Here is a 26,292-nt window from a genome sequence, read left to right as displayed (position 1 = left end):
TTATACAGAAAGTTTCTTGGAAAGAGTTAGAAATATGGTCCTCTTTTCTTCAGGCTGAATGCAGAGAAATTATTTACTTCCACTCCGGTGTGGGGAGAAAGGGAACTGACCTTCATACACATCAATAAGGAAAGAGTTTCTAATTTTTAAAAAGTGGTAAGAGTATTTTAAGGTGGTTGTTAATAGAAATGAGTAAAACATATTTATTGGCAGGGAAGGTGCTGACAATGGGTGACTTAATTGACTTTGACCAAAAAAGAACCAAGAAAAGAATGAAAGATACTGCCCAATCGAAGGGAATTGTATACGAAATTTATTTGATCGTCGTAAAGTATGTCTATAAATATGCGGATAAAGAAAGCGTCGATGCCAGTGACTTCTTGACTACAGAAGCTGACTTGTCCATCATGTTTGCAGGTGACAAAAACAAATTCAGACAGGCGTACGATGAATTGATGCGTTATTGGGACTTGTCGAATGTTTATGAGCGGGACGTCCAGGCCGGAAAGGAATTCCAGCAATTTCAAACGATTGGAGACTTGTGTTTTTATATCGAAGAAAAAGTAAACAAACAAAAAGGTCTGTAATGCCTAACACCTCAAGTTGGAACACCATAAAATCCAATTGTGAAAAACCAACTGGATAGGAATATAGAAAAGAATCCTCTTTCCAATCAAAGGTGACAAATATCTGCCCCAGGCAAGGTGCTTCGCTTTTCAGGGACACTCCTTGATAGTATTGCGTAACTAAGACCGAACGACTTCGAGTGCTTACCATCGAATGACGTTCGGTTTTTTTAGCCATCATGCTTTTGTCCAAGCTACATCAATGCTTTTGTCCAAGCTACATCAATGCTTTTTACAATTTTTCGGCTTCATCCGTTTCGTGTTCGGCTCCATGTTTGATGTAATCCTCATTGAATGCTTCCAACTCTTCCGTCGTCAAATCTGTAGTACTGTTCTTCTTTTTACCGTTTGTTTTAAAATATACAATGACACCGATAACAAAGGCGAGTATGATAAGTAAAAAAATCCATGTCATTACAGTATTCTCCTCTCGTGAATGGTATTTCTATATTTTCCCTATTTTTTGTTTTCTAATCGGCCTATTTCACAATTTTCCGGCATTTTCTTGTAAGCCAAGCGTGTTTGAAAAACGAAATAAAAGGCTACATACCTGTATACTTATCAGCGAAAGGGGATAAACATGGCAGGAGAATTATTTTCCTATCAAAAAGCAGATCAATTACTGAATCCCGAAAGAGAGGAATTGGTTCCGATCAATCAAGTCATCGACCTGCTGGGTTTGCAGGGAAATGAAAAAGTGATTGATTTAGGGGCTGGTAATGGTTACTTGACTATACCTATAGCAAAACAAACCGATGACCGGGTCGTTGCGGTCGATGTCCAAGAGGAAATGCTCGTACAACTGGCTGATCGAGCTGTTGATCAAGGCCTCGAGAATATAGACAGAATGCCAAGCGGAATCGATTATTTGAACTTTCCTGATAATTCATTCCAGAGAGGCGTCGCTGCATTTGTCTTCTATGAAGTGGATGAACTGGAAAAAGCTTTGCAGGAAATCCATCGGGTCATCAGTGAAGAGGGAAGGCTGCTCATCATAGAATGGGAGAAGTCGGATCATGAAGAAGGTCCACCCATGGATGTACGTCTTCCTAAAGAAGCCCTTCAGGAAAAGTTGGAAAAGACTGGATTTAACATCGAGAAGGGGAATTTAAACAGCAACATTTATTACTTGGTGGCGGAAAAAGAAAAACAGATCTGAAAAAAGGTCGGAATTTGTATTGACAGTCGGAGATAAACTAGGGCAGGAGTCTGAAACAAAATCCATCTGGATAGCGTTTTGAAAAAGCATCCCGCTTTTTATAATGAAAGTAACTTATAAGAAGCGGGGGAACGAATTTATGAAGTGGAAATCGAATTGGAACAGAGAAAGCATAAAATGCAAACAATAGAATAGTGGATATTCGACCAGTTGAATTCAGCTGGTCTTTTATTTTTATATCGGATTTTACAGCACAAAATCAATTCCTTCAGGTAGTTGAGGGAGATAGGAATCCGTCCCGGCGGCTTAGTGGAAGGGGCTCTTTTCCAGCTGGCCCGGGCTATTCCTTTTATAAGCAGTAGCAGGCAAGCGAGTATGACCATTTTCCTGCTTTCTTGGCAAATCGGAAGTTTACTTGTTTCCGCAAGCAGGTATTTATTAGTACCGGGCCTTAAGAATGAAAGGATGATCAGGATGAATCTGTTTAGAAGGATAGACAAAATTCAGGCTGGGATAGAAAAATGGATTATTACCTCGGCGATATTCGGGATGACCATTATACTGTTGGCCAATGTATTCGCCCGGATGTTGGGAAATAGCCTGACCTTTGCTGAAGAGGTTGGACAATTTTTTATCATCATCGTGACCTTTATCGGACTAAGCTATTGTGCGAGAAGAGGAAGGCATTTGAAAATGACGGCAATTGTAGAATTTTTGCCTTTTAAAATCCGCAAAATTCTCGTACTGATCATTACATTCACAACCTCCCTCTTGCTTTTTTACTTATGTTACATTTCTTTAGACTATACCATCACCTTATACCAGTTGGGGAGAGTAACCGCGGCACTCCGTTTTCCGGTGTATTTGATAACATTGTTTATCCCCATCGGATTTCTGTTCAGCGGTCTGCAGTATTTAAGGGAGTGCTGGCTGAATTACAAGTATAAAGACGAAATGATCGATGGTACGGAAGACCCCCAATGGGGGAGAAAGGAGGCAGATGAAACAACATGATTTGGATGCTATTGGGAATAATGTTTCTGCTTTTGTTCCTGGGTTACCCGATAATGGTACCGTTAATTGCGGCCCCGCTGGTAGTTGCCTTGATATTTTTTCCTGAATTAAATCCAATGGTTCTGATTCAGCAGTTCTCCATCGGAATCCAGACATTTGTGCTTTTGGCTGTTCCTATGTTCATATTTGCAGCTGATATTATGTCTTCAGGGAAAACGTCTACCAGGCTTTTGGATCTTGTAGGAAGTTTTATTGGACATATCCGCGGTGGTTATGCTATCACGACTGCTGCCGCCTGCGCTCTGTTCGGTTCCATCTCTGGTTCTACCCAGGCAACGGTCGTTGCTGTAGGAAAGCCGACAAGAGAAAGACTGAAAGAAATCGGTTATAAAGATAAACAAGCCATCCCGCTTATTATCAATGCGAGCGATCTTGCTCTCATGATCCCGCCAAGTATAGCGATGATCGTCTATGGGGTGGTTACCGGAACTTCTGTAGGTGAATTATTTATTGCCGGCATTGTACCTGGTTTGATCATTTTCTTGTTCTTTGCCCTTTATAGTTACTTTTTGGCAACGGCTAAAAAATTGGGTAATGAAAGGAAGGCGACGTGGAAACAGCGAGGCAGGGCTTTTAAAAAGGCAATATTGCCATTAGGTTTCCCGATTGTCATTATCGGCGGAATATATTTGGGGATATTCAGTCCGACGGAAGCTGCTGCTGTATCTGTTTTATATGCTTTCTTGTTGGAAGTGGTGATATACCGCGACGTAAAACTAAGTGAATTGCCCAAAATAGCAGAATCGACTGCCATTGTTACTGCTGCAGTATTTATATTGGTGGCGGCAGGAACTGCGCTTAGCTGGATTTTGTCCTATGCAAAACTGCCCCAGGAAATAACGGAGGCTGTATTGGGAAGTGATCCTTCTGCGACATATGTACTTTTCATTGTTGCTGTCTTTTTCTTTGTCGGTTGTATGTTCGTCGATCCTCTGGTCGTCATTTTGATTTTGACTCCGATTTTCTATCCAGTGGCGATGGATGCAGGTGTTGACCCGATAGCACTCGGAATCATCGTAACCTTGCAGGCTGCAATCGGTTCGGCGACCCCTCCGTTCGGAGTAGACATCTTTACGGCAATAGCCGTTTTTCAGCAGCCATATAAAGAAATAATCAAGGGGATCTGGCCGTATATACTTATTTTAGTGGCAGCTTCTGCTCTGTTTATTTTATTTCCGGAAATCATTACATCTTACCAATACTTTTATTCGGACTAGAGAGAAGGTGATAGGATGAGAAAATTAGCTTTATTGATGTCGATTTCCATTTTGCTCTTGTTGACTGCTTGTGGTTCCGGAGGGGCGGAAACGACAAGAGGAAAGGATGCTCCGGAGTATGTGTTCCGTTTTGCTCATGAAGAATCACCGGATTCCGTCCAGAATACCTACGTAGAAGAGTTCAAAAAAATCATCGAAGAAAAATCCGACGGAAACATCAAAATAGAGATCTATCCGGTAGGACAGCTGGGTAATGCTACTACACAGGCTGAACTGCTTCAAATAGGCGCCATTGACTTTGCAGTTATTTCACCGGGCAATATCGGTACGATCGTCCCTGAATCACAAGTGATGCTGCTGCATTTTCTTTTCTCTGACGACATGGAAATAAACAAACAAATCATGAATAACAGCGAGGCTCTATATGGTCCATTGGCAGATGCATTTGAGGAAAAGAAAATAAAAGTATTATCCTACTGGACAGAAGGATTCAATCAATGGACGACCCAATCTAAAATAGAACAGCCAGAAGATTTTTCAGGAGTGAAATTTCGGACCATGCCATCTCCGTTAATTGTTTCTTCTTATGAGCAGTATGGGGCAAATCCGACTCCTGTACCTTATGAACAGGTGTACAGCGGGTTGCAGTTGAACATGATCGAAGGTCAGACAAATCCTATGTTTGCGATAGAACAAATGAAATTTTATGAGGTGCAGCAGTACCTGACTATGTCTAAACATTCTCTATATACGACCACCACAGCGGTCAACCCGGATTTGTACGAAGGACTTCCTGAGAATGTAAGGAAGATGATTGACGAAACGGTTGCGGAGATGAAGGAGAAGGCCTTTGCGATTCAAGAAGAAACCAATAAACAGGCGTTAGAACAAGTTGAAAAGAATAGTGATATTGAAATCACCGAATTGACCGATGAGCAAAGACAGGCTTTTCGTGAAGCGAGTAAGCCGGTCAGACAACAATATATCGATCAAGTCGGTGGAGATGCGGAAGAAATCATCACAAAATTGGAGAAGGAGATAGAGGAAGCAGAAAAAAACAGCAAATGACACAATAGCCAGACTGGTCCCGAAATGGGAATCACCGGTCTGGCTATTCTGCTATGCACAAGGGAGGCAACATCGAGTATCATCCAAAGCTACAATAAAGCCCCGCACTTTTGAAACTCTTGAAGAAGCAAGAAATGTGGAGCCGCCTCCCGACTATATCAAACGTGCTCATACTTTAACGGTGAAAGCAGGAAAAAGGACGTTTGCTTACAGTACGATCATTCGCTTTCTGCAGTCGAAGGTACGATCCCGTTTCGGAAAAAAGAGTGCCGTTTTTTACACAAAAAGCATAACTCGCATCACGTGTTTAGAGTCAGGCCAAATCGGCCAATAAAAAAGACAAAATCCGTTTGAGTCGGATTTTGTCGAGTAAAGATGGAGAAAAGGATGATTATATATGATAAACTTCTTGATAAGAAGTTATCAGCAAGTTACTTAAATGACAAAGGAAATGTCATTGTCTACTTCTGCTTTATGTCGATTTCTGATTTTTGCTTGTTTCATATTTTTGTTCAACAGTTGCTTGATATGTTGATACCCTTCGTCCGGTTTTTCACCATCAATGACGATTACCAACGGCTTTTTACTTGAAGCTACCAGGAAAAAAGAAAGCATTTTCGGAAAGTTTCCCGCATCGGCCACCTGCCCGTTTTGGTATAAATATACGTCATAAGCACTTTTTGAAACATAACGATACAGGTTCATTATTTCATGTGTTGTCAATTGATAAGTTAAATCTACTTGATAGGATGTAATTTCTTTCAAGGTCATCACCTCTCCGATTTTTGTTGTCTGATCTGTCTATCTAATCACGCAGAACTTATAAGTAACAAAGTAAACAAGCCAGCCGGTCACTAAGTTTTTCATGTTGGTATATAGATACCCCCGTGCTGCAAGGATAAAACCCGAAGAATCGATAAATATTAAGATAGGCAAACAACAATCACAGCAGTTAGTTTAATATAGAAACGCAGCAGTTTTTGGTACAATGGAGTAAGAAATTGGCTGGTTATAGAAACAAGCAGCCTTCACATATTGCAGGTCCGATCAAATTGGTTAGGAGGAAATCATGAAAACATTTAAACTAATTTCTCTTGACGTGCTGGAAGATCAACATGAGGAAATCCGTCCACGGAACATTCCTTTGCTTGACGGGTTGATCATCAACCGGGAAGATGACCAAAACCGTTGGCTGCTCGAAGCTTATTTGGACAAGTCTTATGAGTCGTATTTCCATGCATTAAAAGAAGAGAATGAACAAGTGATGTTACAGGGGAAGATTACCAAAGAAAGTAACCAGCCGGCTACTTTCATGGCTTCTATAACCGATATCAACACAATTGGTGAACATATCAATGTGCTGTTTTTGAGCACCCTTGTCGACCGTAAAAAGGGAGAGATAGAGCGTACATTAAAAACATTGATAGAAGAAGGTTATCAGGGAGACGAATTGCTTGATGAATTTAAAGACAGGGTGTGAAAACTGTCCCGGCAACGCCGGCTGTTGGTGAAAACGGCCGGTGCGCTTTGATCCGATCCTTACGTGAGCTGTCCCGGCTCATTTTTTGGAATTTTTCAAAAGTCGTCTGCTGGCTGTCTTCCTTGGAATGATCGGACTCAAGACCTTTCCGTTATTTGCAGCACACAGTCAACGTTCCTTCGAGGGGACAGATAGTAGCCTGGAATGAATCATGAACTTGAGGGGGCCTGTCACTATGGTAAACAAACCAGAAGAAGAAAAGGAGTATCTGCGATTTCCGACAAAACACCAATTTTCACACAAAGCTGGCAAGACCGTTGATCGATCTCTAACTGTTTTTTATATTGGTTTGGATTCTTTAAGACAGATTTTTCATACATATAATGTAAAGAATGAGACAGGTTTTCTCAGGAAATGTGCTGACAGGATTCATCATTTTTGTTCAGAAATAGTGGTGACAGAGGGAGGCGAAGGGTTGTTACTTCATGTTCATGGTCTCCCTAGTAAGAAGGCGGCTGAACAACTGGCCCGCAAGGTCATCGAAGGATTTTCTGAACCTTTCTTGATGAATGGAACGGAAATTTTTTTGACTGTGAGTTTGGGTATTTGCCAGGATTTTGATCAAGGAAAGTCCCGAACCGAGTTGATCAAAGGAGCGGAGATGGCATGGACGTTAATAAAAGAGAAACCGGGAAGTAATTTTCACTTTTTCAGTCCGGATATCCTCACTACATGGAAGGACACATTCAACCTGGAGTTTTCTTTGAGAAAAGCATTAAAAGCAAATCAATTCGAACTCCATTACCAGCCGCAGAAAGACATAAAAACGGGAGGGATTGTCGGATGTGAGGCTTTATTAAGATGGAAACATCCCGATGAAGGCTATATCCCGCCAGATCACTTCATACCATTGGCTGAAAGCAGCGGAATGATGATTGAATTGGGCGAATGGGTTTTACGGGAAGCATGCAGACGAAATAAACAATGGCATAGTAGTGGAACTTACCGCGGACTTATCGGCGTCAATTTATCAGCAAAGCAGTTACAACAACCCGGGATGGCAGAAAAGGTGAAAGGAATACTGGCTGAAACCGGTCTTTCTGCTGCGTATTTGGAGCTTGAAATCACAGAGAGTGCGGCAATTTTCCAAAACAATGAGGTATTGGAAAATCTCATGCAGTTGAAAGATCTAGGTGTTCACCTTTCCATCGACGACTTTGGTACGGGCTATTCCTCTTTGAGATACTTGAGCGTATTTCCAATCAGTAAGTTGAAAATTGATAAAATGTTCATGAAACAAGAAGTACAACATAACCAGGCAATTGTAAAATCAATTATCAGCATGTCCCATTCCATGGAAATGAAAGTGATAGCGGAAGGTGTGGAAACAAAGGAACAGCTTGTTTTCCTGGAAAAGGAAAATTGTGATGAGGTGCAAGGTTATTATTTTTATAAACCACTTCCCCTCAAGGAAGCAAGCGAGTTGCTTTTGCAAGCACAGTGAAGGGATAAAATCAAACAAACCCCCCGACGACCGGGGGGCTGTTTTTGTTAGATGGTTGAATGAGGTTCAATTAGCAGTAGAAAGCTGCACCAACGATGATGAGTAAAATGAAGAGAACTACGATCAAAGCAAAGGAGTTACCATAGCCGCCGCCATAATAGCCGCCGACGTTGCCTCCGCCGCAGTAACCTCCACCATAAGGGTAACCAAAGGACATACATACTCACCTCCTGAATGTTTACAATTTACTATATGGAAAGTGCGGATGGTTTGTATGGACGTATGCCTATTAGAAAGAAAGTAAAGCAGGAATTGGGCGGGAGGGACAAGGGAAAAGCTTATTGCGGAAAAAGGACTGTTTCACCATACACCTCAACCTTTGGAAGCAGTCCTTTTCTGATTGTTGGTCATCCAGCCGACTCTTCCATTAGTGGAAAGTCGTCGGTATTTCATTCTTCACTGTTTTTTTCTTCTTCGTTGATCAGTTCACGCTTTCCTTTCAGCAGCCGGACTTGATCGTTTTCATATCCTGCTTCAAAACGGTAATGGTAAACTCTTGTAAAAACTTTATCAGGGCTGCTGCGCTCTTCATGCTTCACTTCCATGTTTACTTCTGCACGGTTGTTATCTTCGTTAAATTGGATATCCATTTCCGATGTCTTGGTATCCACGATATAGATGTAATCCTCACGGAATTGCTGGTAGCTCGTTTCCGTTTGCCAGTCACTGCCGAGCAGGGTATATGCATTGATGAAATCACGGATGGAGATACTTTCGAAAAAATAGTTGATCATATATTTAGCGTCTTCTTTTAACTTATCTGGATCCAATTCTTGAGCGTTGGCAATAGCACTTTCGTAATCCAGATTCTTTTCGTCTGCTTGTTCTGACCATTGTTTTGCTTGGTCGATCACTTGCTCCATCGGGATGCTGAATCCCATACTTCCATCATCCATTCCGGCAGAATTGACGGCAATCACTTTACCGGAAGCGCGATTTATGAGGGGACCGCCGCTGTTTCCGTGATTGATTTGTGCAGAGATTTGATAAGCATTCTCATAATCAAAACCATCAATTTCAAAGGAACGATTCAGCCCGGAAATTATTCCCAATGTAACAGAGTTTTGAAAGCCTAGTGGACTGCCGACAGCAAGAATTTCATCTCCCAGTTCAGCCTCGAAACTAGTGTCGAGAATCGCTGGAGACTGATTGGCGAGTTGAGGAACACGAATGACAGCGATATCGAGGTTATCCCCTTTTCCCACCAAGGCTGCAGTGTAAGTTTGAGCATTTGCGGTTTTGACATAGATCGTTTCGGCTTCTTCGACCACATGGGCGTTGGTTATGATATCGCCTTTGTCATTATATAAAAATCCGGAACCGATTTTTTCATTCCATTTATCCAACGCTTCTACCTGGACGACGTTTTTTTGTGATTGGTGAATAATCGATTTTAAATTCACTGTGTCCTGCTGTTCTTCAACTTGGTGAGCAAGCGTGTTTTTCAATTCCAGTGATCGTCCATCCCACTTTTGGTACATCAGAAACACTCCTGCCGCTCCGATAAATAGAAACAAAACGGTTAAAAGAACCGGAAGTATAAATTTTCTGTTTTTCATTATCTCACTCCGTCTTTCTGTAAGTCATTAGTCGAGGAACCATTTTACTTTCTCGATTTCTACATTGGAAGTATCCTTTGCTTTGGTATCAAAATGAGTGAACTCAAACTTGCCTTCCTCTCCTGGGTAGAGGGTATCCGGATATACATATACTTCATTGGTCAACAACTCATCGCCATCTGGATCGAGAATCTTATAATCAACCGATATGGAATAAACCGGGACCGTGGCGATACTTTTCAGTTTACCACTGACTACGGCATTTCCTTGTTCATCCTTGGAAATGGACACCTCGGTCATTTCGACGGCGTCATTTTTATTTTGATCCTGTTCTTTTTCTGCAGCGGTAACCGCTTGTTCGATTCGGTTTTGCTGTTCTGTTTCGAAGGCTGTTTTTTCTTTTTCTATAGTGGTTTGCAAGCTTTGCAGTTTGTCTGAATCGGGAACATAATTCAGCCCTTCTTCCACGACATCCCTTGCGTCGGTGAATTGTTTTTGGGACAACTGTTCATTCGCCGTCGAGAAAATGTAAGAAATGATTTGTTCTTCTATGCTTGCGGAGATGTTTTCCGCTTCTTCACTATTGATCGCCTTTGCTTGCCATAATAATGTTTTCAACTTTTCAATCGAGGGATCTTTTTCCATCGCTTCTTGTAATTGATTAAGCTGTATTTCACTTCGTTTTTCAACGACTTCGTCTATAATGACATCGACTGCTTCTCCGTCGTAGACCTTTAAATTATTTTCTGCTTCATCTATCTTTTCCAGAGATTTTTGGTAGTTTTCCTCTGATGCATAATCTGCTGCTTGTTTTAAGTCCAGCTTTGATTGGAGGGCAACCTCCATAAATGATTTATTTTCAAGGGCAGCAGGGAAATTCTCTTTTTCCCGAAGAGCTGTTTTAAAATGGACGAGCGCTTCGTCGTATGCACCATCCAAGGCTTTTTCTTCACCAGCCTTAAATGCTTCCTTGGCCTGATGAGACTGATGCTGTAAATAAAAATAGCCAAAACCGACAGCCACTATAGTGATAATGAAGGAGGCGACCGGTAAATACCAAATCCGTTTGCTGATCGTCGGTTCTGCAACACGATCATAGCGATCCTCCGGTAATTTTTTTCCGCATTGAATACAAAACAGTTCGTCATCGTTCGTTTTGCTTCCACAATATGGGCAATAAAGCATTAGCACACCCGCTTTCTTTTCTGGGAAACTAGTTTTATGTCGCGAGTCCCAAAGAATAGTTTACCACAATCCGGGCAACATCCGTACCCATTATTTGTTAATAAATTTTTGGGTTATGGGGGAAAAATAATCAAGAAAGACAGGCAATTCAGCAAAGTTTGATGGAGATGTTGCCGGATAGGAAACTATTGATTACAATAGAATCGGAGGTGTAGAGGATGATAAGTACTGCTTTGGCAATCGTTTCAGTCGGAATTCTTCTTTTGAATATCGGATACTGCATATTTGATAACAGTTAAAGGAAGCTTAAGCGATAAAACCTCCCGTTTTAAAATGGGAGGTTTTGCATGTCAATCACCTGTATGGGGAGTTTTGACCAGTTGTTTCAGCAGACGGGTGATATGCTTCTGGTAATCTTCATCATCGTTCAGTTTTATACCGAAAATATGATGATTGTAATGGCGTTTTTCCCAAACGACTGTTCCGACAGCCTGACAATCTGTTTTCATTAATTGGAAAGTAACTTGTACCATATCTCCTTTTTTTAGGGGACAAGCTTGCCCCTGTTTAACCCTGATGCCATTCATGCTGACGTCGAGAACGGAAGTGTGGTGGATCGTTTTTTCGTTTTCGGTGAGAATTTTTATCTTCCCGTTTATAGGAGAGGCAAACGTATACCGGTATGCCTCGTTGCGTTTATAGTACATCTGTAATCCTCCCAGGAAAATAGTACCTTGAATCTGGTCTATAATAATGTTTTACGTGGATAGGTGATATTGTCGAAATATCTGCCTATCTTTTTATTTTATCATAAATTGTTATAAAATTTTGTCTAATTTTGCGATTCCCTTTACTTATCCTAGTTCCTCTGACATAATCATGTAGGTTCAAAAAAAGAAAAAGTGAAAGGTCTTGGGAACGTTGAAGGGGAATATAGCGGGAAGAGAAATACATTATTTGCAAGAATCGATTGCTGAAAAACGAAGACAAATGATTCAGGCGGCAAACACAAATGGGCTATCCAGTCTCATTACCCTGAAAATCAGTCAAGAACTCGATGGTTTGCTTAATCAGTATACACGAGTCCGACAAGTGATCAAGTGAGATTCCAGAGAAAGACAAGCTAACTACATCCAGAAAAGCAAATGGAGGAATGAAATCAGCAAGCTGTTAGGAGGGTAACCAGGCCGAAGATGGATAATTCTCAGTCGCTTTTGGAAAAAATCGAATACTTACGCAACAAGATGACCAGCGTCGCCCTCCGCAAAGGCTTCACAAGCAATGAATCCATTTCATTAAGCCAGGAATTGGACCACTTATTAAACACCTATGAAAAGAGTAAAAAAAACAAGCATAGATCGTAGAAAAGCAAAGTACCTCAGCTAAATGTAAAACGGAACCTGCCGAGAGGGAAAGGGAGCGAATTGGCGTTGCGGATGCCGCCAAAGGAAAAGGAGGGGATGACAATCGGCAAGTAGGAAGTCTTCTGTTTTGACAGAAGATAGTAATCATGCTGATGCATTCCTTGTGTGACGAAGAACCTCATACAAGGAATGCATAGTGTTCAACTTTAGCAAGCACCAAGCACCCGGCTTTTTTACATGTTTCGCTCCAAAAACTTCTCCAGTCTGTTCAGTCCTTCTTCTAATGTGTGCAAATCATAGGCATAAGAAAGACGCAGAAACCCTTGTCCCCCTTCTGAAAAAGCATCGCCTGGAACAAGAGCCAGCCCTGCTTCCTCAACTAATCTTGACGCTAACTCATATGAGGAAATTCCATCTAGTTCTATACCGATGAAGAAATAAAAAGCCCCGTCAGGTTTGATGACGTTCAACCCCATATTCACCAGTCGTTCATATACATAATCACGTCTTTTTCTATACTGATGTCTCATTTCAATAGGGTCTTGTCGACCGTTTTTCAATGCTGCTATTGCAGCATGCTGACTGATGGAGGTGGCACAGGATACGTTATATTGATGAACTTTCAGTATATGTTGACATAGCCATGCGGGACACAGCAAGTAGCCGATGCGCCATCCAGTCATAGAGTGGGATTTTGACACGCCGTTGATTATGATGGTTTTCTCCCTGACTTGAGAAAATGTACCGAGTGAGATATGTTCATGCTCATATACGAGTTCACTGTAAATCTCATCTGCCAGAATAAAAATGTCTTTGTCAGCCAACAAATCGGCAATCTCCTGAAGTTCTTGCCTGTTAAGACTCATTCCCGTCGGATTGGAGGGATACGGGAGGATGATACATTTTGTTTTATTCGTGATGTGCGTTTCAATCAAATCTTTCGTCAGTTTAAAAAAGTTTGGGCGAGTATCGACGTGGACAGGCGTTCCGCCCGCCAGGCGGATTAAGGGTTCGTACCCTGGATAAACAGGGGAGGGGAGGATCACTTCATCCCCTGTTTCGATAATCGTCCTCAAGGTAATATCGATTGCTTGGGAAGCCCCGACTGTGACGATGACTTCATTGCTCGGATTGTAGGATAACTGGTAATTATCTTTTGCGAAGTCGGTGATTGCCTGACGCAAAGGGAGCAAACCGGCGTTATGTGTGTAAGTTGTCTGATTTTGATCGATCGCTTGTATGCCGGCGTTTTTCACATGATCAGGAGTAGGGAAATCAGGCTGCCCGATTGTCAGGGAGACGATGTCCTGCTTATCACTTACCATGTTGAAAAACTTTCTGATTCCTGATATTTGCAAGGATTTTACTTGGTCATTTAGAAGATGTTCCACATTTCCGACCTCCTGAAAAGTTCTCTAATTGTTCACACAATTATGATAAATGCAAGGTATTATTTTAGTATAATGAGATAGAGAGAGAATCAATCAAGTATATAAGGGGTGATCGTTTTGCGAAATCGTCCTTCCGCTTTCACCGAACTGGTGAAGAGAAATAAAGAGGAGTTGTTAAAAAACCCTCAAGAAATGGCAAAAATGGAAAAGAAACTCGATGCAAAACAAATAAAAAGAACCAAATAACCTGACTGGTAAACTGATGATACCATAATACAGAGTAATCTAAAACCAGAAAGGCCAAGGAACCGACATTGTCAAGGACAAAGGAATAAGCCAGGAAAACCGAACGTGCACCGATGCCAGCCCTCCGTGCCCGTTCGGTTTTTCCTTTGCTTTTTTTGTTGTTAGCTGGATAGGATCGTGATGGAACAACTATTTTCGCTTAAATTGGACGGTTTTTCCAGCGGATTTTCTTTTCCCCGCATTCCCCGTTTTTAATATTTGCTTGAAATGCATAAATTCGATATAATATTCCTATTTTGAACCTAGTAATTTCCAATTAAGCAAATTTGTCAAAGGATGTGTCTATATGATGCAGGAAGTCGGTTTGGTACTGGAAGGAGGCGGCATGAGAGGTGCCTATACAGCTGGGGTGTTAGATGCTTTTCATGACAGCGGGATTGTTTTCCCTTTTGTTGCAGGCGCTTCAGCTGGGGCTTGTAATGCTACTTCCTATGTAGCGGGGCAACGCGGGCGGAATTATAAAGTATTGGTCGAATATGGAAGCCATCCAGAGTATATCTCACTAAAAAGAGCTGTTACGAGGAAAGAGCTGTTCGGAATGGATTTTATTTTTGATGTTCTGCCGAATCAGCTTGTTCCTTTTGACTTCGCCTCTTTTTTTAACAGCAATATCCGTTTTGTGGTTAGCACCACTGATATCGACACGGGGGAACCAGTATACCATGATACTTTTCACTCGAATGAAGAATTACTTACTATCATCCGTGCTTCCAGTTCCCTTCCCTTTGTCGCACCTAGCATCTCCGTACAAGGCAGGAATTTAATGGATGGAGGAATCGTTGATCCCATTCCCTTGCAGCCATCAATCGATGCGGGAAACCGTAAGCATGTAGTGGTGCTCACCCGAAATCAGGGCTATGTGAAAAAACCAATGAAATTTTCCTGGTTGTTGAAACGGTCATTTAAAGAACATCCTGCGCTTGTCACAGCCATGCAAAATCGATATAAACGGTACAATGAGATGGTGAAGCGGCTGGAAGAGATGGAAAGAAATGACCAAGTATATATTATTCGGCCGAAACAGCCATTGGAAGTAGGCAGAATCGAACGAAACAAGTCCAAATTGGATGCACTTTATCAGCAAGGTTATCAGGAAGGGAAACAGCAAGAAGAGGCGGTTATTCGCTTTGCCAGTCCTGTGGAAGAGCCTCTCATGTCCTGAGAAGTATAAAGTCTGATGCAGGTGGATAGGCTGAAATCAAAGGGAATGAAGAGGTGAGCCTATGAACACTTGGATTGATAAATCTGAATTCGGTTTTACTTCCATCGTGAATAAAAATCAACTGCATACTTTAGGAATTTCAGATGATTATTTGTATGTTATATTGGGTTTCGTCACTATTTTGATTTGTTTTTGGCTGATCAGGCCGTTGGTAAGGTTTATGGTTTTGCTGAAATGGGATGATTTAATAGCCTATCTGATCGGCGGAATATTGTTGCTGTCTTCCTTGCTGCTCCTTATTCGGACAACTGGGGAAGGGGTCCAAGGTCGAGGCGGCCAGCTATCCTATCTTTTGCTCGGTTTTGTGTTGTTCGGAGCTTGTTTATGCGTGCTGAAAGTCATCAAAACGATGGTTAAACATTTTAATAAACAAGCCGGATCGTAATGGAAAACGGTAAAAAATTCCTTTCTGCAACATGGCGAAGAAAGGAATTTTTTATGGATTTATACCCCTTTTCATACTATAGAGGATATATGGTAGCCGTGTTGTTTATTTTCCGTTTGCAGTCTGTTTGATATTATTGAGGTATTGTATGACTCAGCCTGCTATGATGTCGTCAAAAAGAGAAGGGCCGAGTTTTTCTAAGATTGCATGACATTGGATGTGCTCGGCTTTGTTTTTATAGGAGATGGAAGAATCACGGCGTCTGTTATTCTTCCCCTGTGACGCCCATCTCCTTCTGCATGGCGGTGTGCCATTTAATCGCATTTTCTGCCAATTCCACCGGTGAAGTATGGGTCGGAGATTGTGATAAAACTAACTGCTTCTCTGTTTCTGTCAGTCTGTTAAAAGCGTCTTTAAGAGTGGAAGATTGATCCATATATTTATTCAGCTCATAGAGAAAATCCTGTAACTCCAGCATACGAAAACCTCCTTTTACAAAACCATTTCCGAATGGAAACCGAACTAAACCAATAAATCGCTCTCAGGTAAAACAAATGGTTCTCTGTCCAATGTATGGTGTGATTTTTAAAGCCACTAACTCCTTCTCGAAAGGCTCCTTCCATCAAAAAGGCTATTATTCTCAAGCCGCAGAGGAAATAAACTCGCTTTCCGCGAACGAACGTCCGAGCCTTCTCGCAAAGCCGCCGCAGAGTCTCGGACGCCTGTTTTTTTAAAAGGTCTTGGCTTATTTCCTTTACTACGCACCATTTCACTCTAAAAAGGCAAAAACCGAAGGAACTCGAAGTCTAAAACATTCGAATTCCTTCGGTTTTTTATGCTATGTGCCCATCAATCAGTTGAAGTCTTGGTTGGTCAGTGCTTTTTTTGTTTTCTTCGCGGCCGTCTTTCCCACTGGCCGAGTGAAGAGGGAGTATAATAAGAAGAAGGTTGTTTACGATCGGTTTCCTTTTTATCAGGAAAAGACCATCCCAAATAAGAGGAGAGTATTTTTTTCGCCTGCGTCAGGCTCATTTGCGGCTTCGGATTGCGAAAATCTTTGTCAGTCGCGCCAAGATGTTTCACTTCTTGGAAATCTTGTTTGGCAGGCGGGACATGAAAGTAAAAGTCGCTTACTTTGACCAGCAGTGTGGAGTGTTGCCGACTTAACTTCGGTCGGTCAGAGAAATGCAAGCCGATTTTTTCGGCGTGTTTTTCCTCAAGCAATTTGTTGATTGCCTGCTTTTTCATATCGTACAACTGCCGGGGATTCGGGGCAGTCTTTGCATGGCGATTCACAATGAACAGCGCTTTGGCAATATCATTCAGACTGTTCGTTTTGTTATTCATATAACTGTCCTCCTTTTCAACGAGTTAGAGGTAAATGGGAAATAATATCCGGGCCAGGGAGAAAACCCCGGCCTGATGGAAAGTCCCTTAGTTGCTCATTTTTTTAATGTCTTCTACTATTTTGTCCATTTGCGCTGCTTTAGTGCCATCATAAGCTTTGATGGCATTTCCTTCCGGAGAAACCAAGTAAAAGCTTGTTGCGTGTAAATATTGATCGGAATCATCCAATTCTTCGACTAATGCTTTGAATGAATTAATCGAGAACTCTTTTATTTCGGAAAATTCATATCCCGTAAGCAAGTCCCAATTGTCGAATTCGCCTCCGCGTTCTTTGCTATACTGTTTCAACTTTTCAGGAGAATCGTGTTCTGGATCGATACTGAAAGAAACAAGACGTACATCCAGGTTTTCCTCTTTTAATTTATCCTGGAGACGAGCCATGTTAGCTGTCATTGGAGGACAAACTGTTTCACAGTTAGTGAATATCATATCAGCCACCCAAAACTGACCGTCCAAATCCTCTTTGGAAACTGTATCGCCATCTTGGTTTTTATAGGAAAAAGGTTCGACTTCATAGGAAAAGTCCCCTTCATATTTTGGTCCGCAGGCAGCCAAGAATAGCAGAGAAAAAATCCCTGCGGCCATTGTCATCCTTTTCATGCTCATCTCCAAAAACCTCCGTGAATCCTTGATCTGTTTGTCCATCATTTTAGCATGGCTGGTTAAAAAATACTATGTCCGTTCTGTGAAGTATCTTTTTTAGCGTCGTGCTACTGTTTCGATTGTAGTTGAAAAAGAGTGATTTCAGGAGCACATAAAAAACGGTAGGGAAGCCTGGTGGTCCCTATCCCTCTGCTAACATACAACTGCAAGCGATCTCCAATCCGGTAATTCCCTTCAACATATTTCTCCGCGTAGGCGGGTGTGTAAATATGCCCGACCAATGGAATTTGCACTTGCCCCCCGTGACTGTGCCCGGAAAACTGTACATCTATCGGATATTGTTTTGCTTTGTCCGCATAGTCCGGTTCATGAATCATCACCATCGTAAAAGCATCTGGATCGGTCCCTTCCAAAGCCTTACTCAAGTCAGGACGACCGAGCATCACATCGTCCACCCCTGCCAGGGTGATGGAGTCATCGCCTTTCGTCAAGATCGCATGATTGTTTTGTAAAAGCTTGAAGCCGCCGGAATCCATGGCTTCTCTTACTATTTCTGTCCCATACCCCCCGTGATCATGGTTGCCGTAAATCCAAAACTTTCCCTCCGGCCCATGGATGTTTTTCAAGACATTCTTTATCCTCTGATCCCATTCAAACTTATCCGGTTCATCTACTAAGTCTCCTGTGAACAAGACAATATCCGGGTCATGACTGTTGATTTCCGCTGATAGCTGGTCTAATTGCTCTAGTGAATAATGAAAACCGACATGTGTATCAGAAAACTGCAGTATTTTTAACCCATCGAAAGATTTAGGGATTTTATCAGAAGTGAGTGTTTCTTTATGAAGTTTGAGCATGCCAGGTTCTATCTCTCTGGCATAATAGTAGGTTCCTCCTCCCACACCGAACAATGCAAGGACAGAAGCTGCCATTTTTTTAAGGAATGATCTGCGGTTCATCTATGTCCAAACCCTTCTTATGCTAGATTAATCTAGTAGCATTATAGCATGGAATGGAAATTTTGCATGGACATAAAAAAAATGAAGTGATGTGGAAGGGTTTTCATAGGTTCTATGGAAATGTTTAAGGGAGGGGGGATAGGAATGGAAAATGAGACAGTCATCATCACAGGAGGCTCCAGCGGGATGGGGAAGCATATGGCCAAACGAATGGTCGAAGGTGGAGCGAACGTAATGATTACAGGAAGAACGGAAAAAACTTTGCACGATACAGTGAAGGAATTGGAAAATGCCGGACAAGGCAAATCCGCCTATACAGTGATGGATGTCAGAGAACCCGACGAGGTGACAGCTTTGTTGGATAATACGATTTCAACTTTTGGAGGGGTGGATCATTTAATCAATAATGCTGCCGGAAACTTTGTATGTGCAGCTGAAAAACTGTCCGTCAACGGCTGGAAAGCAGTAGTGGATATTGTTCTGAATGGAACTTTTTATTGCAGCCGGGAAATCGGTAAATACTGGATCGAAAAGAAGCAAAAAGGGAGTATTATCAACATGGTGGCGACCTACGCATGGAACGCAGGGGCTGGGGTCATCCATTCGGCGGCTGCAAAAGCCGGGGTGCTTTCGATGACCCGGACACTGGCGGTCGAATGGGGGAGCAAACACGGTATCAGGGTGAATGCGATTGCCCCCGGTCCAATTGAGCGGACAGGAGGAGCTGAGAAACTGTTCGAATCTGAGAGTGCAACGCAAAAAACACTGGAGTCTGTTCCGCTTCACAGGCTGGGGAAACCGGAAGAAATTGCAGAGCTGGCATATTTCCTTTGTTCGAAACATGCTGCCTATATCAATGGAGAAGTAGTGACCATGGATGGAGGGCAGTGGTTGAATAAACATCCTTTTTAATTAATCCTTTCACAATATAAGGATAAATCACTTTCCATTACAGAAACTCAATAAAGTGCAGGAATAGAACTCTTTTGTTACCCTGGTGTTTCAGCAAAAAGCAGACAGGGAATAATTCCGTTCATTCTTTGGCTGATGAGGGTTCGGGGCAGGTGTGGAGGAAGGATGAACGCTATTTGGAAAAGCTTGATTCATTTGCCCATACGATTCCAGCTCCGTATAATTTCAAAAAGAAAAACCGGACGGATTCGATTGCTCAGGAAATCGAATCCGTCCGGTTTTTCTTTTGTCAGAATATGCGTTTGTATCGGTAGCTTGTCAAACTAAATAAAAAATGACTGAAAAAAAGTGAAGGGCGGTTCCCGCCAAAACAAATAAATGCCAGATTGCATGGTGGAATTTAAATCCTCTCCACATGTAAAAAACAGATCCGATTGTGTACAGGATACCGCCGACTACAAGCAGAAGCAGTCCGTTAAAATGAAGGTTCTCTACAAGCGTTTTCCAAGCGAAAACAATTTGCCAGCCGACGACAATATAACCGATAGTAGAAACGAACAAAAAACGTTTGACAAAAAAACATTTAAAAATCGTACCGGCGATCGCTATCCCCCAGACGATGCCGAACAAGGTCCAACCTAGCCAGCCTTTTACTGCCACAAATAAGAAAGGGGTATAGGATCCGGCGATAAAGAAATAAATGGAGGCATGGTCGAGAATTTCAAAAACATCTTTTCCCCGTCCTTTGGGTAAAGCATGGACAAAAGTCGAAGAAAAATATAGTAAAACCATCGTTGTGCCAAAGAGAGTGAAACTTACCACATGCCAGACTGTTCCGTACTGCGTTGCATAAACAATCAGAGTTACCAGAGCAGCGATGCTGAATACGGCGCCGACTGCGTGTGTTATTGCGTTGGCGATCTCCTCGTTTTTTGAAAAAGTATGGGTTTGAGCCAAATTGATCGTCCTTCCACAGGGGAATTGTCCCCAGCTTCGTTAATGTCCCTTTATTATACACTTATTGCCGGATATTATAAAGAATAGCGTTTCAACCGGAGAAGTGAAGTGTAAATAGTAGGTGGCAGTTGTCGATTTTAGTCGGTAATTCCTCGTGGGCAATCAGGATGATGGAATGGTTTTCAAGACTCGATTGTGGTAAAATTATCTTGGATACGAAGCGTGAAACTCCTTCAACTGCTAAAAAGGAGTGTCAACAAATGAACAGTACACAAAGCAAAGAAATGACAGAAATGGTAGTGGAAGATTTAATGATCCCTGCCGAGAAAGTAGCACATGTTCAAATGGGTAACCCCTTAGAGCATGCTCTGCTGGTACTGGTGAAATCTGGTTATTCGGCAGTGCCTGTGCTTGATGCTTCTTTCAAATTGCAGGGAACAATCGGCAAAACAATCATTTTAAATGACATCCTCGGACTGGAACGGTTTGAAATGGAGAAATTATCAGTTACCACAGTCCGTGAAGCGATGAATACGGATATCCCGTGCCTAACCAAAGAAGATGATTTTTTAAAAGCATTAAAAGCGGTGATCAATCATCCTTTCATTTGTGTCGCTGATTCGCAGGGTTATTTCGACGGTATTGTGACAAGAAGATCGATTTTAAAGCAGTTGAACAAAAATCTTCACGCAAGCAAGCATCCCCCGGTCACAGAGATGGTTAACGGGAAAAATTGAAAATAATCGTCGGTTAGGGTTCTTGCTCCGTCAAGGGCCCTTTTGTATGCAAAGATTGCTGCATATTATCCTGCAAAAATGGAAAAAGTGTACAGGAAGCACGGCAAACAGAATAAAATTCTTGTACCCTTATTTGAAAATTTGATAAAGTGTAAAGCAGAGTATGATAAAAATGGAGGGACAGTAAATGAAAATGATGGATGCAAATGAAATAATTTCTTTCATTTCTAATAGCAAAAAATCGACACCAGTCAAAGTATATCTAAAAGGCAGTCAATTGAATACAATTGACTTTGGTGAGCTTATTCAGGACTTTGTCGATGAAAAGACAGGCGTTCTGTTTGGTGAATGGAAAGACATAGCAACTGTACTGGATACATACAAAGAACAAATAGAAGATTATGTGGTCGAAAATGATCGCAGAAACTCGGCTATCCCATTACTGGATTTAAAAGAAGTCAATGCTCGAATTGAGCCGGGTGCGGTTATACGAGACCAAGTCGAAATCGGGGACGGCTGTGTCATTATGATGGGAGCTATGATAAATATCGGATCGGTTGTCGGTGAAGGCACTATGATTGATATGAATGTAACACTTGGAGGAAGAGCCACTGTCGGTAAAAATTGTCATATAGGCGCCGGCGCAGTACTTGCCGGAGTAATCGAGCCGCCTTCGGCCAAACCTGTGGTGATTGAGGACGGCGTAGTTGTCGGAGCAAATGCCGTTATTCTTGAAGGAGTAACCGTGGGAGAAGGGGCAGTTGTTGCTGCTGGAGCAATTGTAACGAAAGATGTACCAGCCAACACTCTTGTTGCTGGCACTCCTGCAAAGGTTCTGAAGGAAATAGATGACCAAACGAAGTCTAAAACAGAAATAAAAGCAGAACTAAGAAAATTGGATCAGTGATGATCAAATCACTTTGACAGCAAAAAGCAGGAGATTTTTCTCCTGCTTTTTGCAATTAGGGATGAATGGATCTCACGGTCTGAGAATTTTGCTGACCCGTTGATTATAAAAAGCATGTAAGAGCATATTGGAAGTATCTAGTAGGGGAGGATTGACCATTGAATCAGCAAGAATTAGTGAATATAAGAAGGGATTTGCATCAAATACCGGAATTAGGATTCCAGGAATATAAGACCCAGCGATACTTGCAGGAAGTAATTGCCTCTTTTCCGCAAAAGCACCTTACCATTAAACCATGGAGAACTGGCTTATTGGTGAAAGTATCGGGAAACAAAGCTGCACGGTTGATTGGCTATCGTGCAGATATTGATGGATTGCCAATAACAGAAGAAACAGACTATCCGTTTTCGTCAAAGCACCAAGGGAATATGCATGCTTGTGGACATGATTTTCATATGACCATCGCATTGGGAGCATTACAACGTTTGGCGGAAAAACCGATAGAGGACGATGTGTTGTTTATATTCCAGCCGGCGGAGGAGGGCCCCGGTGGTGCTTTGCCGATGCTGCAGACAGCTTTGTTGGATGATTGGAGACCGGATGTTCTATTTGCTCTTCATGTAGCCCCTGAGCTCCCTGCCGGCACGGTTTCTTCCAGAGGTGGTTTACTCTTTGCCAATACGAGCGAATTGTTTATCGACTTTAAGGGTAAAGGCGGCCATGCCGCCTATCCCCATTTGACTCATGATATGGTGGCTGCCGCCAGTAGCTTTGTCACCCAGTTGCAGCAAATTGTGGCCAGGCGGATTGATCCGTTGCAAAGTGCCGTGGTGACGATCGGAAAAATCACTGGAGGCTTTGTCCAAAATGTGATTGCAGAAAATGCCCGCCTTGAAGGGACGATCAGGACTCTTGATCCTGCAGCAATCGGCCTTGTGAAACAGCATATAGAACAGCTCGCTAAAGGTCATGAAATAAGTTTCGATTGCAAAATAAACATTGATTATGGGTCCAATTACCACCAAGTCTACAATACAACGGAATATATTGAGCGATTCAAACGAATTGTTTCACAAGAAAAACTATCGTGGAAAGAAGCGAAAGCTGCTATGACAGGTGAAGATTTTGGATATATGTTGAAGGAGATTCCTGGATTCATGTTTTGGTTGGGGGTCGATTCCCCTTATGGATTGCATCACAGCAAATTAAGCCCTGTGGAAGATGCTCTGTCGACTGGTGTACTTGTTGTGGAAAAGACGATAAGAAATTTGTGAAGGTGAAAGCTTTATTCGTTCTTCTTCTATAGTATGGTCCTGGAATTTTTCCTTTTCGCTAAGGACTGTTTTAGACGGAATTACGATTTTTCGAAACATTTTCAGCTGACGCTGCTGGCAGATTCCGGCTATTTCTTCGTATACTCTTTGTTTTTCAGGGTAGTCTATTAAGGATTATTCTAACTAGGAGGTATTTGGATGCCGCGAATAGGAATAGAAGGTACACTTTCGGATGTAAAGGGAGCATTACAGGAGCGGGGTTATGAATTGGTTGAATTGAGACAAGAATCAGATGTGCAAAATTGTGATTGCTGTGTCATTTCCGGCCAGGACAAAAATGTTATGGGAATGACGACGGCAAGTACTCAATCTCCTGTCATCAATGCCAACGGGATGACTGCTGATGAAGTTTGCCAGCAGGTTGATAGTCGTTTTCAGTAACGAGACCGATAGAGAAGAGGCCGGCTCCTGGTAAAATGAAGCCGGCCTCTTCTCTATTTCTTATTTAGATTGTTTATCAACATTGACTTGGTGGGGATATGGAATGTCGATGCCAGCTGCATCGAATTCTTCTTTGATCCGTTTCCTTAAATCCCGCTCTACTTCCCATTGCAGCATGTTTTCCGTTTGGCCGAGGACCCGCAGAACGATATCAGAGGAGCCGATACTTTGCACTCCCAACACGTCAGGGCCTTCTGCGAAACGTTCATCGTTTTCGCGGAAGTCGTCGCAAATGCGTTGGAGGACTGTCATTGCTTCATCAATGCTGTCTTCGTAGCTGATTCCGATATCCACCAGCGCCCGCATGGTACCGCGAGAATGGTTGCTGACACTGGTGATTTCCCTGTTCGGAACAAAATTCAACGTCCCATCGAAGCTGCGGATTTTGGTTGTCCTTAGCCCGATTTCTTCGATGATTCCATCGAATCCTCCTAGGGTTACATACTCATCCACTTCCACCTGTTTTTCCAGCAAAAGAAAAAAACCTGTTACGACATCGCTGACTAGACCTTGCGCTCCGAACCCGATGGCAAGACCCAGGACACCAGCTCCTGCAAGCAACGGGCCGATCGGGATTTCGAAAATACCGAACAGCATAACGATGAATAAAAAGATAAGCACATACGAGTAAACATTGATCAGCAGCTTTTCCAATGTTCTCATCCGGCCTTCAGAAATTTTTTCCCTTCTTCCTGCCCCGGAAAGAGTTTTAGCAATGATTTTTTTTCCGAGCGGTGCGGCAACTGTGAACCCGATGATCAATAGAATGATTTGTAATCCATAGCCGATTACCAGTTCGAGGAGTGCCCCGAAATCCAGTGACAAGCCTTCTTGAAATATGTCCATACTAAGTCTCCTTTCTATGTATTGTTAGGTTAAAAGAAAAAAAGACTGTTTGCAACTAAACAGGACAACCACCACCATTTTTCCTGATAATGCTCCAGATTTATCAAGGAATTTTGCATTACCTGAAGAAAAATGTTTATTTTTGACTAGGAATCGTTCGTCCTTTATAATGTTTTTTGTAAATCAACAGCGTTCGTTGAAATATAGAGAAGCAATGTGGAGGGATTACATATGGCAGAACGTATGGTAGGAAAACAGGCTCCTAGGTTTGAAATGGATGCCGTACTATCTAATAAGGAATTCGGTAAAGTATCATTGGAAGAAAACATGAAAAATGACAAATGGACAGTGCTTTTCTTCTACCCAATGGATTTCACTTTCGTGTGTCCGACAGAAATCACTGCGGTTTCAGATCGGTTCGACGAATTCGAAGATTTGGATGCAGAAGTTATCGGGGTATCTACCGATACCATTCATACCCATCTAGCATGGATCAACACTTCCAGAGAGGAGAACGGTCTAGGTGACCTGGAATACGCGTTGGCAGCCGATACCAATCATCAGGTTGCCCGTGACTATGGAGTCCTTATTGAAGAAGAAGGGGTTGCTCTTCGCGGACTCTTCATCATCAGTCCAGAAGGTGAGTTGCAATATCAAGTAGTAAACCACAACAACATCGGACGAGACGTCGATGAAACGTTGCGTGTATTGCAAGCACTTCAAACTGGCGGTCTTTGCCCGGCGAACTGGAAACCAGGCCAAGAAACTTTGTAATTCGGTTCCGTAAAGACTTAAACGGGTCTAACACATCGTGTTAGGCCTTTTTCACGAAAGAAGGAGGAAAAGGGAATGAAATTGAGAACACCTATGCCTGAGTTGGAAGGTGCTACCGAGTGGCTAAATGGAGAAGTGTCAAAGGAAGATTTAGTCGGAGGTAAGCCGACTTTGATCCATTTTTGGTCTGTAAGCTGTGGACTCTGTAAAGAAGCGATGCCGAATGTCAATGAGTTCCGTGATGAATATAAAGATGACTTAAATGTCGTAGCCGTTCATATGCCGCGTTCAGAAAAAGATTTAGATCTGGACCAGATAAAGGAAGTTGCTGAAGAACACGGGATTTCACAACCCATTTTTGTAGATAACAAACATGCATTGACAGATGCATTTGAAAATCAATACGTACCTGCTTACTATGTATTCGATGCAGAAGGAAATCTACGTCATTTCCAAGCAGGCGGCGGTGGTATGAAAATGCTGCGTAAACGTGTCAATCGGGTCTTGGGTCTAAATGAGAAAAAATAGAAAGACAGCAGGAGAAGGGATTATCCTCTATTCTCCTGCTTTTTTGTTTATATGGAAATTACTCTTCGTAATTATTGGCAATACGATAAAGCACGGGCGTTCGTCCGTAGAAAGCGAGTTTATTTCTTCTTCGGTCTGAGCAAAATGGCTTTTTTTAGAATGGGCCTTTCGATAAAGAGAGGGTGGAAGAAAAATCACACCACCCCAATCGACAGAGAACTTTATTATCATTCCCCTTTGTATCTGCAATGACTAACACAGGTTTTCAAAAATCAATCTTCACCATA

The 26,292-nt window shown here is 42.2% G+C and carries 31 protein-coding genes and 1 pseudogene; 19 read left to right on the top strand and 13 right to left on the bottom strand.

Annotation, left to right across the window (positions count from 1 at the left end):
- The first annotated feature begins 188 nt into the window (after positions 1–188).
- Positions 189–587, top strand: a complete 399-nt coding sequence (locus tag ABVF09_RS01285) for a hypothetical protein (RefSeq protein ID WP_026771430.1) — start codon at positions 189–191, stop codon at positions 585–587.
- 271 nt (positions 588–858) lie between these two features.
- Here the strand turns inward: ABVF09_RS01285 and ABVF09_RS01280 are convergent, their stop codons facing one another.
- Complete coding sequence (locus ABVF09_RS01280) at positions 859–1,041, bottom strand: hypothetical protein (RefSeq protein ID WP_026570538.1); 183 nt, start codon at positions 1,039–1,041, stop codon at positions 859–861.
- A 165-nt stretch (positions 1,042–1,206) separates the two neighbouring features.
- Here ABVF09_RS01280 and ABVF09_RS01275 point away from each other — a divergent pair, with 165 nt between their 5' ends.
- The 4 genes from ABVF09_RS01275 to ABVF09_RS01260 all read left to right on the top strand — a co-directional run bounded on the left by ABVF09_RS01275 (position 1,207) and on the right by ABVF09_RS01260 (position 5,144).
- Entirely contained in the window at positions 1,207–1,785 is a 579-nt protein-coding gene (locus ABVF09_RS01275) for a class I SAM-dependent methyltransferase (protein WP_371068441.1), read from the top strand.
- Between the two features lie 474 nt (positions 1,786–2,259).
- Positions 2,260–2,799, top strand: a complete 540-nt coding sequence (locus ABVF09_RS01270; RefSeq protein WP_026570536.1) for a TRAP transporter small permease — start codon at positions 2,260–2,262, stop codon at positions 2,797–2,799.
- Complete coding sequence (locus tag ABVF09_RS01265) at positions 2,796–4,076, top strand: TRAP transporter large permease (RefSeq protein WP_026771428.1); 1,281 nt, start codon at positions 2,796–2,798, stop codon at positions 4,074–4,076. The genes ABVF09_RS01270 and ABVF09_RS01265 overlap by 4 nt, the downstream gene beginning before the upstream one ends.
- A gap of 15 nt (positions 4,077–4,091) precedes the next feature.
- On the top strand, positions 4,092–5,144 hold the full coding sequence (locus ABVF09_RS01260; protein WP_153462443.1) for a DctP family TRAP transporter solute-binding subunit: 1,053 nt from the start codon (positions 4,092–4,094) through the stop codon (positions 5,142–5,144).
- A 435-nt stretch (positions 5,145–5,579) separates the two neighbouring features.
- Here the strand turns inward: ABVF09_RS01260 and ABVF09_RS01255 are convergent, their stop codons facing one another.
- Positions 5,580–5,909: a hypothetical protein gene (locus tag ABVF09_RS01255; RefSeq protein WP_153462445.1), complete on the bottom strand. Its 330-nt coding sequence runs from the start codon at positions 5,907–5,909 to the stop codon at positions 5,580–5,582.
- A 304-nt stretch (positions 5,910–6,213) separates the two neighbouring features.
- On the opposite strand from ABVF09_RS01255, the gene ABVF09_RS01250 reads away from it, so the two are divergent.
- Together ABVF09_RS01250 and ABVF09_RS01245 are read left to right on the top strand one after the other, a co-directional pair.
- Positions 6,214–6,624 (top strand): YwpF-like family protein, encoded by a 411-nt coding sequence (locus ABVF09_RS01250; protein ID WP_026570533.1) that lies wholly within the window; start codon positions 6,214–6,216, stop codon positions 6,622–6,624.
- 235 nt (positions 6,625–6,859) lie between these two features.
- Positions 6,860–8,128: a putative bifunctional diguanylate cyclase/phosphodiesterase gene (locus ABVF09_RS01245; protein ID WP_371068440.1), complete on the top strand. Its 1,269-nt coding sequence runs from the start codon at positions 6,860–6,862 to the stop codon at positions 8,126–8,128.
- 70 nt (positions 8,129–8,198) lie between these two features.
- Here ABVF09_RS01245 and ABVF09_RS01240 read toward each other — a convergent pair.
- The 4 genes and pseudogenes from ABVF09_RS01240 to ABVF09_RS01225 form a co-directional block, all read right to left on the bottom strand.
- A pseudogene (locus tag ABVF09_RS01240) lies at positions 8,199–8,279 on the bottom strand (YjcZ family sporulation protein); the annotation flags it as partial.
- Between the two features lie 298 nt (positions 8,280–8,577).
- Complete coding sequence (locus tag ABVF09_RS01235) at positions 8,578–9,747, bottom strand: S1C family serine protease (RefSeq protein WP_371068439.1); 1,170 nt, start codon at positions 9,745–9,747, stop codon at positions 8,578–8,580.
- A gap of 27 nt (positions 9,748–9,774) precedes the next feature.
- The gene (locus ABVF09_RS01230; protein ID WP_153462451.1) at positions 9,775–10,932 is read right to left on the bottom strand and encodes a zinc-ribbon domain-containing protein; all 1,158 of its coding nucleotides are present in this window, start codon (positions 10,930–10,932) and stop codon (positions 9,775–9,777) included.
- A 350-nt stretch (positions 10,933–11,282) separates the two neighbouring features.
- Positions 11,283–11,639: a PilZ domain-containing protein gene (locus ABVF09_RS01225; protein ID WP_026771424.1), complete on the bottom strand. Its 357-nt coding sequence runs from the start codon at positions 11,637–11,639 to the stop codon at positions 11,283–11,285.
- Positions 11,640–11,844: 205 nt separating this feature from the next.
- Here ABVF09_RS01225 and ABVF09_RS01220 point away from each other — a divergent pair, with 205 nt between their 5' ends.
- Entirely contained in the window at positions 11,845–12,036 is a 192-nt protein-coding gene (locus ABVF09_RS01220; RefSeq protein ID WP_035426735.1) for an aspartyl-phosphate phosphatase Spo0E family protein, read from the top strand.
- A gap of 89 nt (positions 12,037–12,125) precedes the next feature.
- Positions 12,126–12,296 (top strand): aspartyl-phosphate phosphatase Spo0E family protein, encoded by a 171-nt coding sequence (locus ABVF09_RS01215; protein WP_081704527.1) that lies wholly within the window; start codon positions 12,126–12,128, stop codon positions 12,294–12,296.
- Between the two features lie 233 nt (positions 12,297–12,529).
- Here ABVF09_RS01215 and ABVF09_RS01210 read toward each other — a convergent pair whose 3' ends face one another.
- Positions 12,530–13,687 (bottom strand): aminotransferase A, encoded by a 1,158-nt coding sequence (locus ABVF09_RS01210; protein WP_026570530.1) that lies wholly within the window; start codon positions 13,685–13,687, stop codon positions 12,530–12,532.
- Positions 13,688–13,795: 108 nt separating this feature from the next.
- On the opposite strand from ABVF09_RS01210, the gene ABVF09_RS01205 reads away from it, so the two are divergent.
- The 3 genes from ABVF09_RS01205 (at position 13,796) to ABVF09_RS01195 (ending at position 15,600) form a co-directional block, all read left to right on the top strand.
- Positions 13,796–13,933 (top strand): FbpB family small basic protein, encoded by a 138-nt coding sequence (locus ABVF09_RS01205; protein ID WP_268744588.1) that lies wholly within the window; start codon positions 13,796–13,798, stop codon positions 13,931–13,933.
- A gap of 346 nt (positions 13,934–14,279) precedes the next feature.
- Complete coding sequence (locus ABVF09_RS01200; protein ID WP_337189822.1) at positions 14,280–15,155, top strand: patatin-like phospholipase family protein; 876 nt, start codon at positions 14,280–14,282, stop codon at positions 15,153–15,155.
- Between the two features lie 61 nt (positions 15,156–15,216).
- A complete protein-coding gene (locus ABVF09_RS01195; RefSeq protein ID WP_371068438.1) occupies positions 15,217–15,600 on the top strand; it encodes a hypothetical protein in 384 nt (127 codons plus the stop codon).
- Between the two features lie 265 nt (positions 15,601–15,865).
- On the opposite strand, the gene ABVF09_RS01190 is transcribed toward ABVF09_RS01195, so the two are convergent.
- From ABVF09_RS01190 to ABVF09_RS01175, 4 genes are all read right to left on the bottom strand, one after another.
- Positions 15,866–16,078: a hypothetical protein gene (locus ABVF09_RS01190; RefSeq protein ID WP_371068437.1), complete on the bottom strand. Its 213-nt coding sequence runs from the start codon at positions 16,076–16,078 to the stop codon at positions 15,866–15,868.
- A gap of 395 nt (positions 16,079–16,473) precedes the next feature.
- Positions 16,474–16,947 carry a YkyB family protein gene (locus tag ABVF09_RS01185; protein WP_153462457.1) on the bottom strand — a complete coding sequence of 158 codons (474 nt, stop codon included), beginning with the start codon at positions 16,945–16,947 and terminating at the stop codon, positions 16,474–16,476.
- An 87-nt stretch (positions 16,948–17,034) separates the two neighbouring features.
- Positions 17,035–17,607 carry an SCO family protein gene (locus ABVF09_RS01180; protein WP_026570526.1) on the bottom strand — a complete coding sequence of 191 codons (573 nt, stop codon included), beginning with the start codon at positions 17,605–17,607 and terminating at the stop codon, positions 17,035–17,037.
- Positions 17,608–17,717: 110 nt separating this feature from the next.
- On the bottom strand, positions 17,718–18,569 hold the full coding sequence (locus ABVF09_RS01175; RefSeq protein WP_371068436.1) for a metallophosphoesterase: 852 nt from the start codon (positions 18,567–18,569) through the stop codon (positions 17,718–17,720).
- Between the two features lie 144 nt (positions 18,570–18,713).
- Here ABVF09_RS01175 and fadH point away from each other — a divergent pair, with 144 nt between their 5' ends.
- Positions 18,714–19,481 (top strand): 2,4-dienoyl-CoA reductase, encoded by a 768-nt coding sequence (gene fadH / locus ABVF09_RS01170; RefSeq protein ID WP_026771421.1) that lies wholly within the window; start codon positions 18,714–18,716, stop codon positions 19,479–19,481.
- A gap of 318 nt (positions 19,482–19,799) precedes the next feature.
- On the opposite strand, the gene trhA is transcribed toward fadH, so the two are convergent.
- Positions 19,800–20,438 carry a PAQR family membrane homeostasis protein TrhA gene (gene trhA / locus ABVF09_RS01165; protein WP_026570522.1) on the bottom strand — a complete coding sequence of 213 codons (639 nt, stop codon included), beginning with the start codon at positions 20,436–20,438 and terminating at the stop codon, positions 19,800–19,802.
- Between the two features lie 260 nt (positions 20,439–20,698).
- Between trhA and cbpB the strand changes: the two genes are divergently transcribed.
- From cbpB to ABVF09_RS01145, 4 genes are all read left to right on the top strand, one after another.
- Complete coding sequence (gene cbpB / locus ABVF09_RS01160; protein WP_371068435.1) at positions 20,699–21,175, top strand: cyclic-di-AMP-binding protein CbpB; 477 nt, start codon at positions 20,699–20,701, stop codon at positions 21,173–21,175.
- Between the two features lie 187 nt (positions 21,176–21,362).
- Positions 21,363–22,082, top strand: coding sequence for a 2,3,4,5-tetrahydropyridine-2,6-dicarboxylate N-acetyltransferase (gene dapD, locus ABVF09_RS01155; RefSeq protein ID WP_026570521.1), 720 nt, complete (start codon positions 21,363–21,365; stop codon positions 22,080–22,082).
- 158 nt (positions 22,083–22,240) lie between these two features.
- On the top strand, positions 22,241–23,356 hold the full coding sequence (locus ABVF09_RS01150; protein ID WP_026771419.1) for an N-acetyldiaminopimelate deacetylase: 1,116 nt from the start codon (positions 22,241–22,243) through the stop codon (positions 23,354–23,356).
- A gap of 198 nt (positions 23,357–23,554) precedes the next feature.
- On the top strand, positions 23,555–23,797 hold the full coding sequence (locus ABVF09_RS01145; protein WP_371068434.1) for a YkuS family protein: 243 nt from the start codon (positions 23,555–23,557) through the stop codon (positions 23,795–23,797).
- 60 nt (positions 23,798–23,857) lie between these two features.
- On the opposite strand, the gene ABVF09_RS01140 is transcribed toward ABVF09_RS01145, so the two are convergent.
- The gene (locus ABVF09_RS01140) at positions 23,858–24,703 is read right to left on the bottom strand and encodes a mechanosensitive ion channel family protein (protein ID WP_026570518.1); all 846 of its coding nucleotides are present in this window, start codon (positions 24,701–24,703) and stop codon (positions 23,858–23,860) included.
- A gap of 231 nt (positions 24,704–24,934) precedes the next feature.
- Here ABVF09_RS01140 and ABVF09_RS01135 point away from each other — a divergent pair, with 231 nt between their 5' ends.
- The gene (locus ABVF09_RS01135) at positions 24,935–25,477 is read left to right on the top strand and encodes a peroxiredoxin (protein ID WP_026570517.1); all 543 of its coding nucleotides are present in this window, start codon (positions 24,935–24,937) and stop codon (positions 25,475–25,477) included.
- A gap of 75 nt (positions 25,478–25,552) precedes the next feature.
- Complete coding sequence (locus ABVF09_RS01130; RefSeq protein ID WP_026570516.1) at positions 25,553–26,005, top strand: redoxin domain-containing protein; 453 nt, start codon at positions 25,553–25,555, stop codon at positions 26,003–26,005.
- Positions 26,006–26,292 lie beyond the last annotated feature (287 nt).

It is taken from the genome of Sediminibacillus sp. JSM 1682029, assembly GCF_041366435.1.
GTDB classification, from domain to species: Bacteria; Bacillota; Bacilli; order Bacillales; family Amphibacillaceae; genus Sediminibacillus; species Sediminibacillus terrae.
Note: the sequence above shows the minus strand (reverse complement) of the source record. Positions and strands in the feature narration are given on the sequence as shown.

What these genes read in the sequence shown, in the direction of transcription:
- ABVF09_RS01285 (WP_026771430.1), top strand. Translation starts at nt 189, where the DNA reads ATGAGTAAAACATATTTATTGGCAGGGAAGGTGCTGACAATGGGTGAC.
- ABVF09_RS01280 (WP_026570538.1), bottom strand. Translation starts at nt 1,041, where the DNA reads ATGACATGGATTTTTTTACTTATCATACTCGCCTTTGTTATCGGTGTC.
- ABVF09_RS01275 (WP_371068441.1), top strand. Translation starts at nt 1,207, where the DNA reads ATGGCAGGAGAATTATTTTCCTATCAAAAAGCAGATCAATTACTGAAT.
- ABVF09_RS01270 (WP_026570536.1), top strand. Translation starts at nt 2,260, where the DNA reads ATGAATCTGTTTAGAAGGATAGACAAAATTCAGGCTGGGATAGAAAAA.
- ABVF09_RS01265 (WP_026771428.1), top strand. Translation starts at nt 2,796, where the DNA reads ATGATTTGGATGCTATTGGGAATAATGTTTCTGCTTTTGTTCCTGGGT.
- ABVF09_RS01260 (WP_153462443.1), top strand. Translation starts at nt 4,092, where the DNA reads ATGAGAAAATTAGCTTTATTGATGTCGATTTCCATTTTGCTCTTGTTG.
- ABVF09_RS01250 (WP_026570533.1), top strand. Translation starts at nt 6,214, where the DNA reads ATGAAAACATTTAAACTAATTTCTCTTGACGTGCTGGAAGATCAACAT.
- ABVF09_RS01245 (WP_371068440.1), top strand. Translation starts at nt 6,860, where the DNA reads ATGGTAAACAAACCAGAAGAAGAAAAGGAGTATCTGCGATTTCCGACA.
- ABVF09_RS01235 (WP_371068439.1), bottom strand. Translation starts at nt 9,747, where the DNA reads ATGAAAAACAGAAAATTTATACTTCCGGTTCTTTTAACCGTTTTGTTT.
- ABVF09_RS01230 (WP_153462451.1), bottom strand. Translation starts at nt 10,932, where the DNA reads ATGCTTTATTGCCCATATTGTGGAAGCAAAACGAACGATGACGAACTG.
- ABVF09_RS01225 (WP_026771424.1), bottom strand. Translation starts at nt 11,639, where the DNA reads ATGTACTATAAACGCAACGAGGCATACCGGTATACGTTTGCCTCTCCT.
- ABVF09_RS01215 (WP_081704527.1), top strand. Translation starts at nt 12,126, where the DNA reads ATGGATAATTCTCAGTCGCTTTTGGAAAAAATCGAATACTTACGCAAC.
- ABVF09_RS01200 (WP_337189822.1), top strand. Translation starts at nt 14,280, where the DNA reads ATGATGCAGGAAGTCGGTTTGGTACTGGAAGGAGGCGGCATGAGAGGT.
- ABVF09_RS01195 (WP_371068438.1), top strand. Translation starts at nt 15,217, where the DNA reads ATGAACACTTGGATTGATAAATCTGAATTCGGTTTTACTTCCATCGTG.
- ABVF09_RS01190 (WP_371068437.1), bottom strand. Translation starts at nt 16,078, where the DNA reads ATGCTGGAGTTACAGGATTTTCTCTATGAGCTGAATAAATATATGGAT.
- ABVF09_RS01185 (WP_153462457.1), bottom strand. Translation starts at nt 16,947, where the DNA reads ATGAATAACAAAACGAACAGTCTGAATGATATTGCCAAAGCGCTGTTC.
- ABVF09_RS01180 (WP_026570526.1), bottom strand. Translation starts at nt 17,607, where the DNA reads ATGAAAAGGATGACAATGGCCGCAGGGATTTTTTCTCTGCTATTCTTG.
- ABVF09_RS01175 (WP_371068436.1), bottom strand. Translation starts at nt 18,569, where the DNA reads ATGAACCGCAGATCATTCCTTAAAAAAATGGCAGCTTCTGTCCTTGCA.
- fadH (WP_026771421.1), top strand. Translation starts at nt 18,714, where the DNA reads ATGGAAAATGAGACAGTCATCATCACAGGAGGCTCCAGCGGGATGGGG.
- cbpB (WP_371068435.1), top strand. Translation starts at nt 20,699, where the DNA reads ATGAACAGTACACAAAGCAAAGAAATGACAGAAATGGTAGTGGAAGAT.
- dapD (WP_026570521.1), top strand. Translation starts at nt 21,363, where the DNA reads ATGAAAATGATGGATGCAAATGAAATAATTTCTTTCATTTCTAATAGC.
- ABVF09_RS01145 (WP_371068434.1), top strand. Translation starts at nt 23,555, where the DNA reads ATGCCGCGAATAGGAATAGAAGGTACACTTTCGGATGTAAAGGGAGCA.
- ABVF09_RS01140 (WP_026570518.1), bottom strand. Translation starts at nt 24,703, where the DNA reads ATGGACATATTTCAAGAAGGCTTGTCACTGGATTTCGGGGCACTCCTC.
- ABVF09_RS01135 (WP_026570517.1), top strand. Translation starts at nt 24,935, where the DNA reads ATGGCAGAACGTATGGTAGGAAAACAGGCTCCTAGGTTTGAAATGGAT.
- ABVF09_RS01130 (WP_026570516.1), top strand. Translation starts at nt 25,553, where the DNA reads ATGAAATTGAGAACACCTATGCCTGAGTTGGAAGGTGCTACCGAGTGG.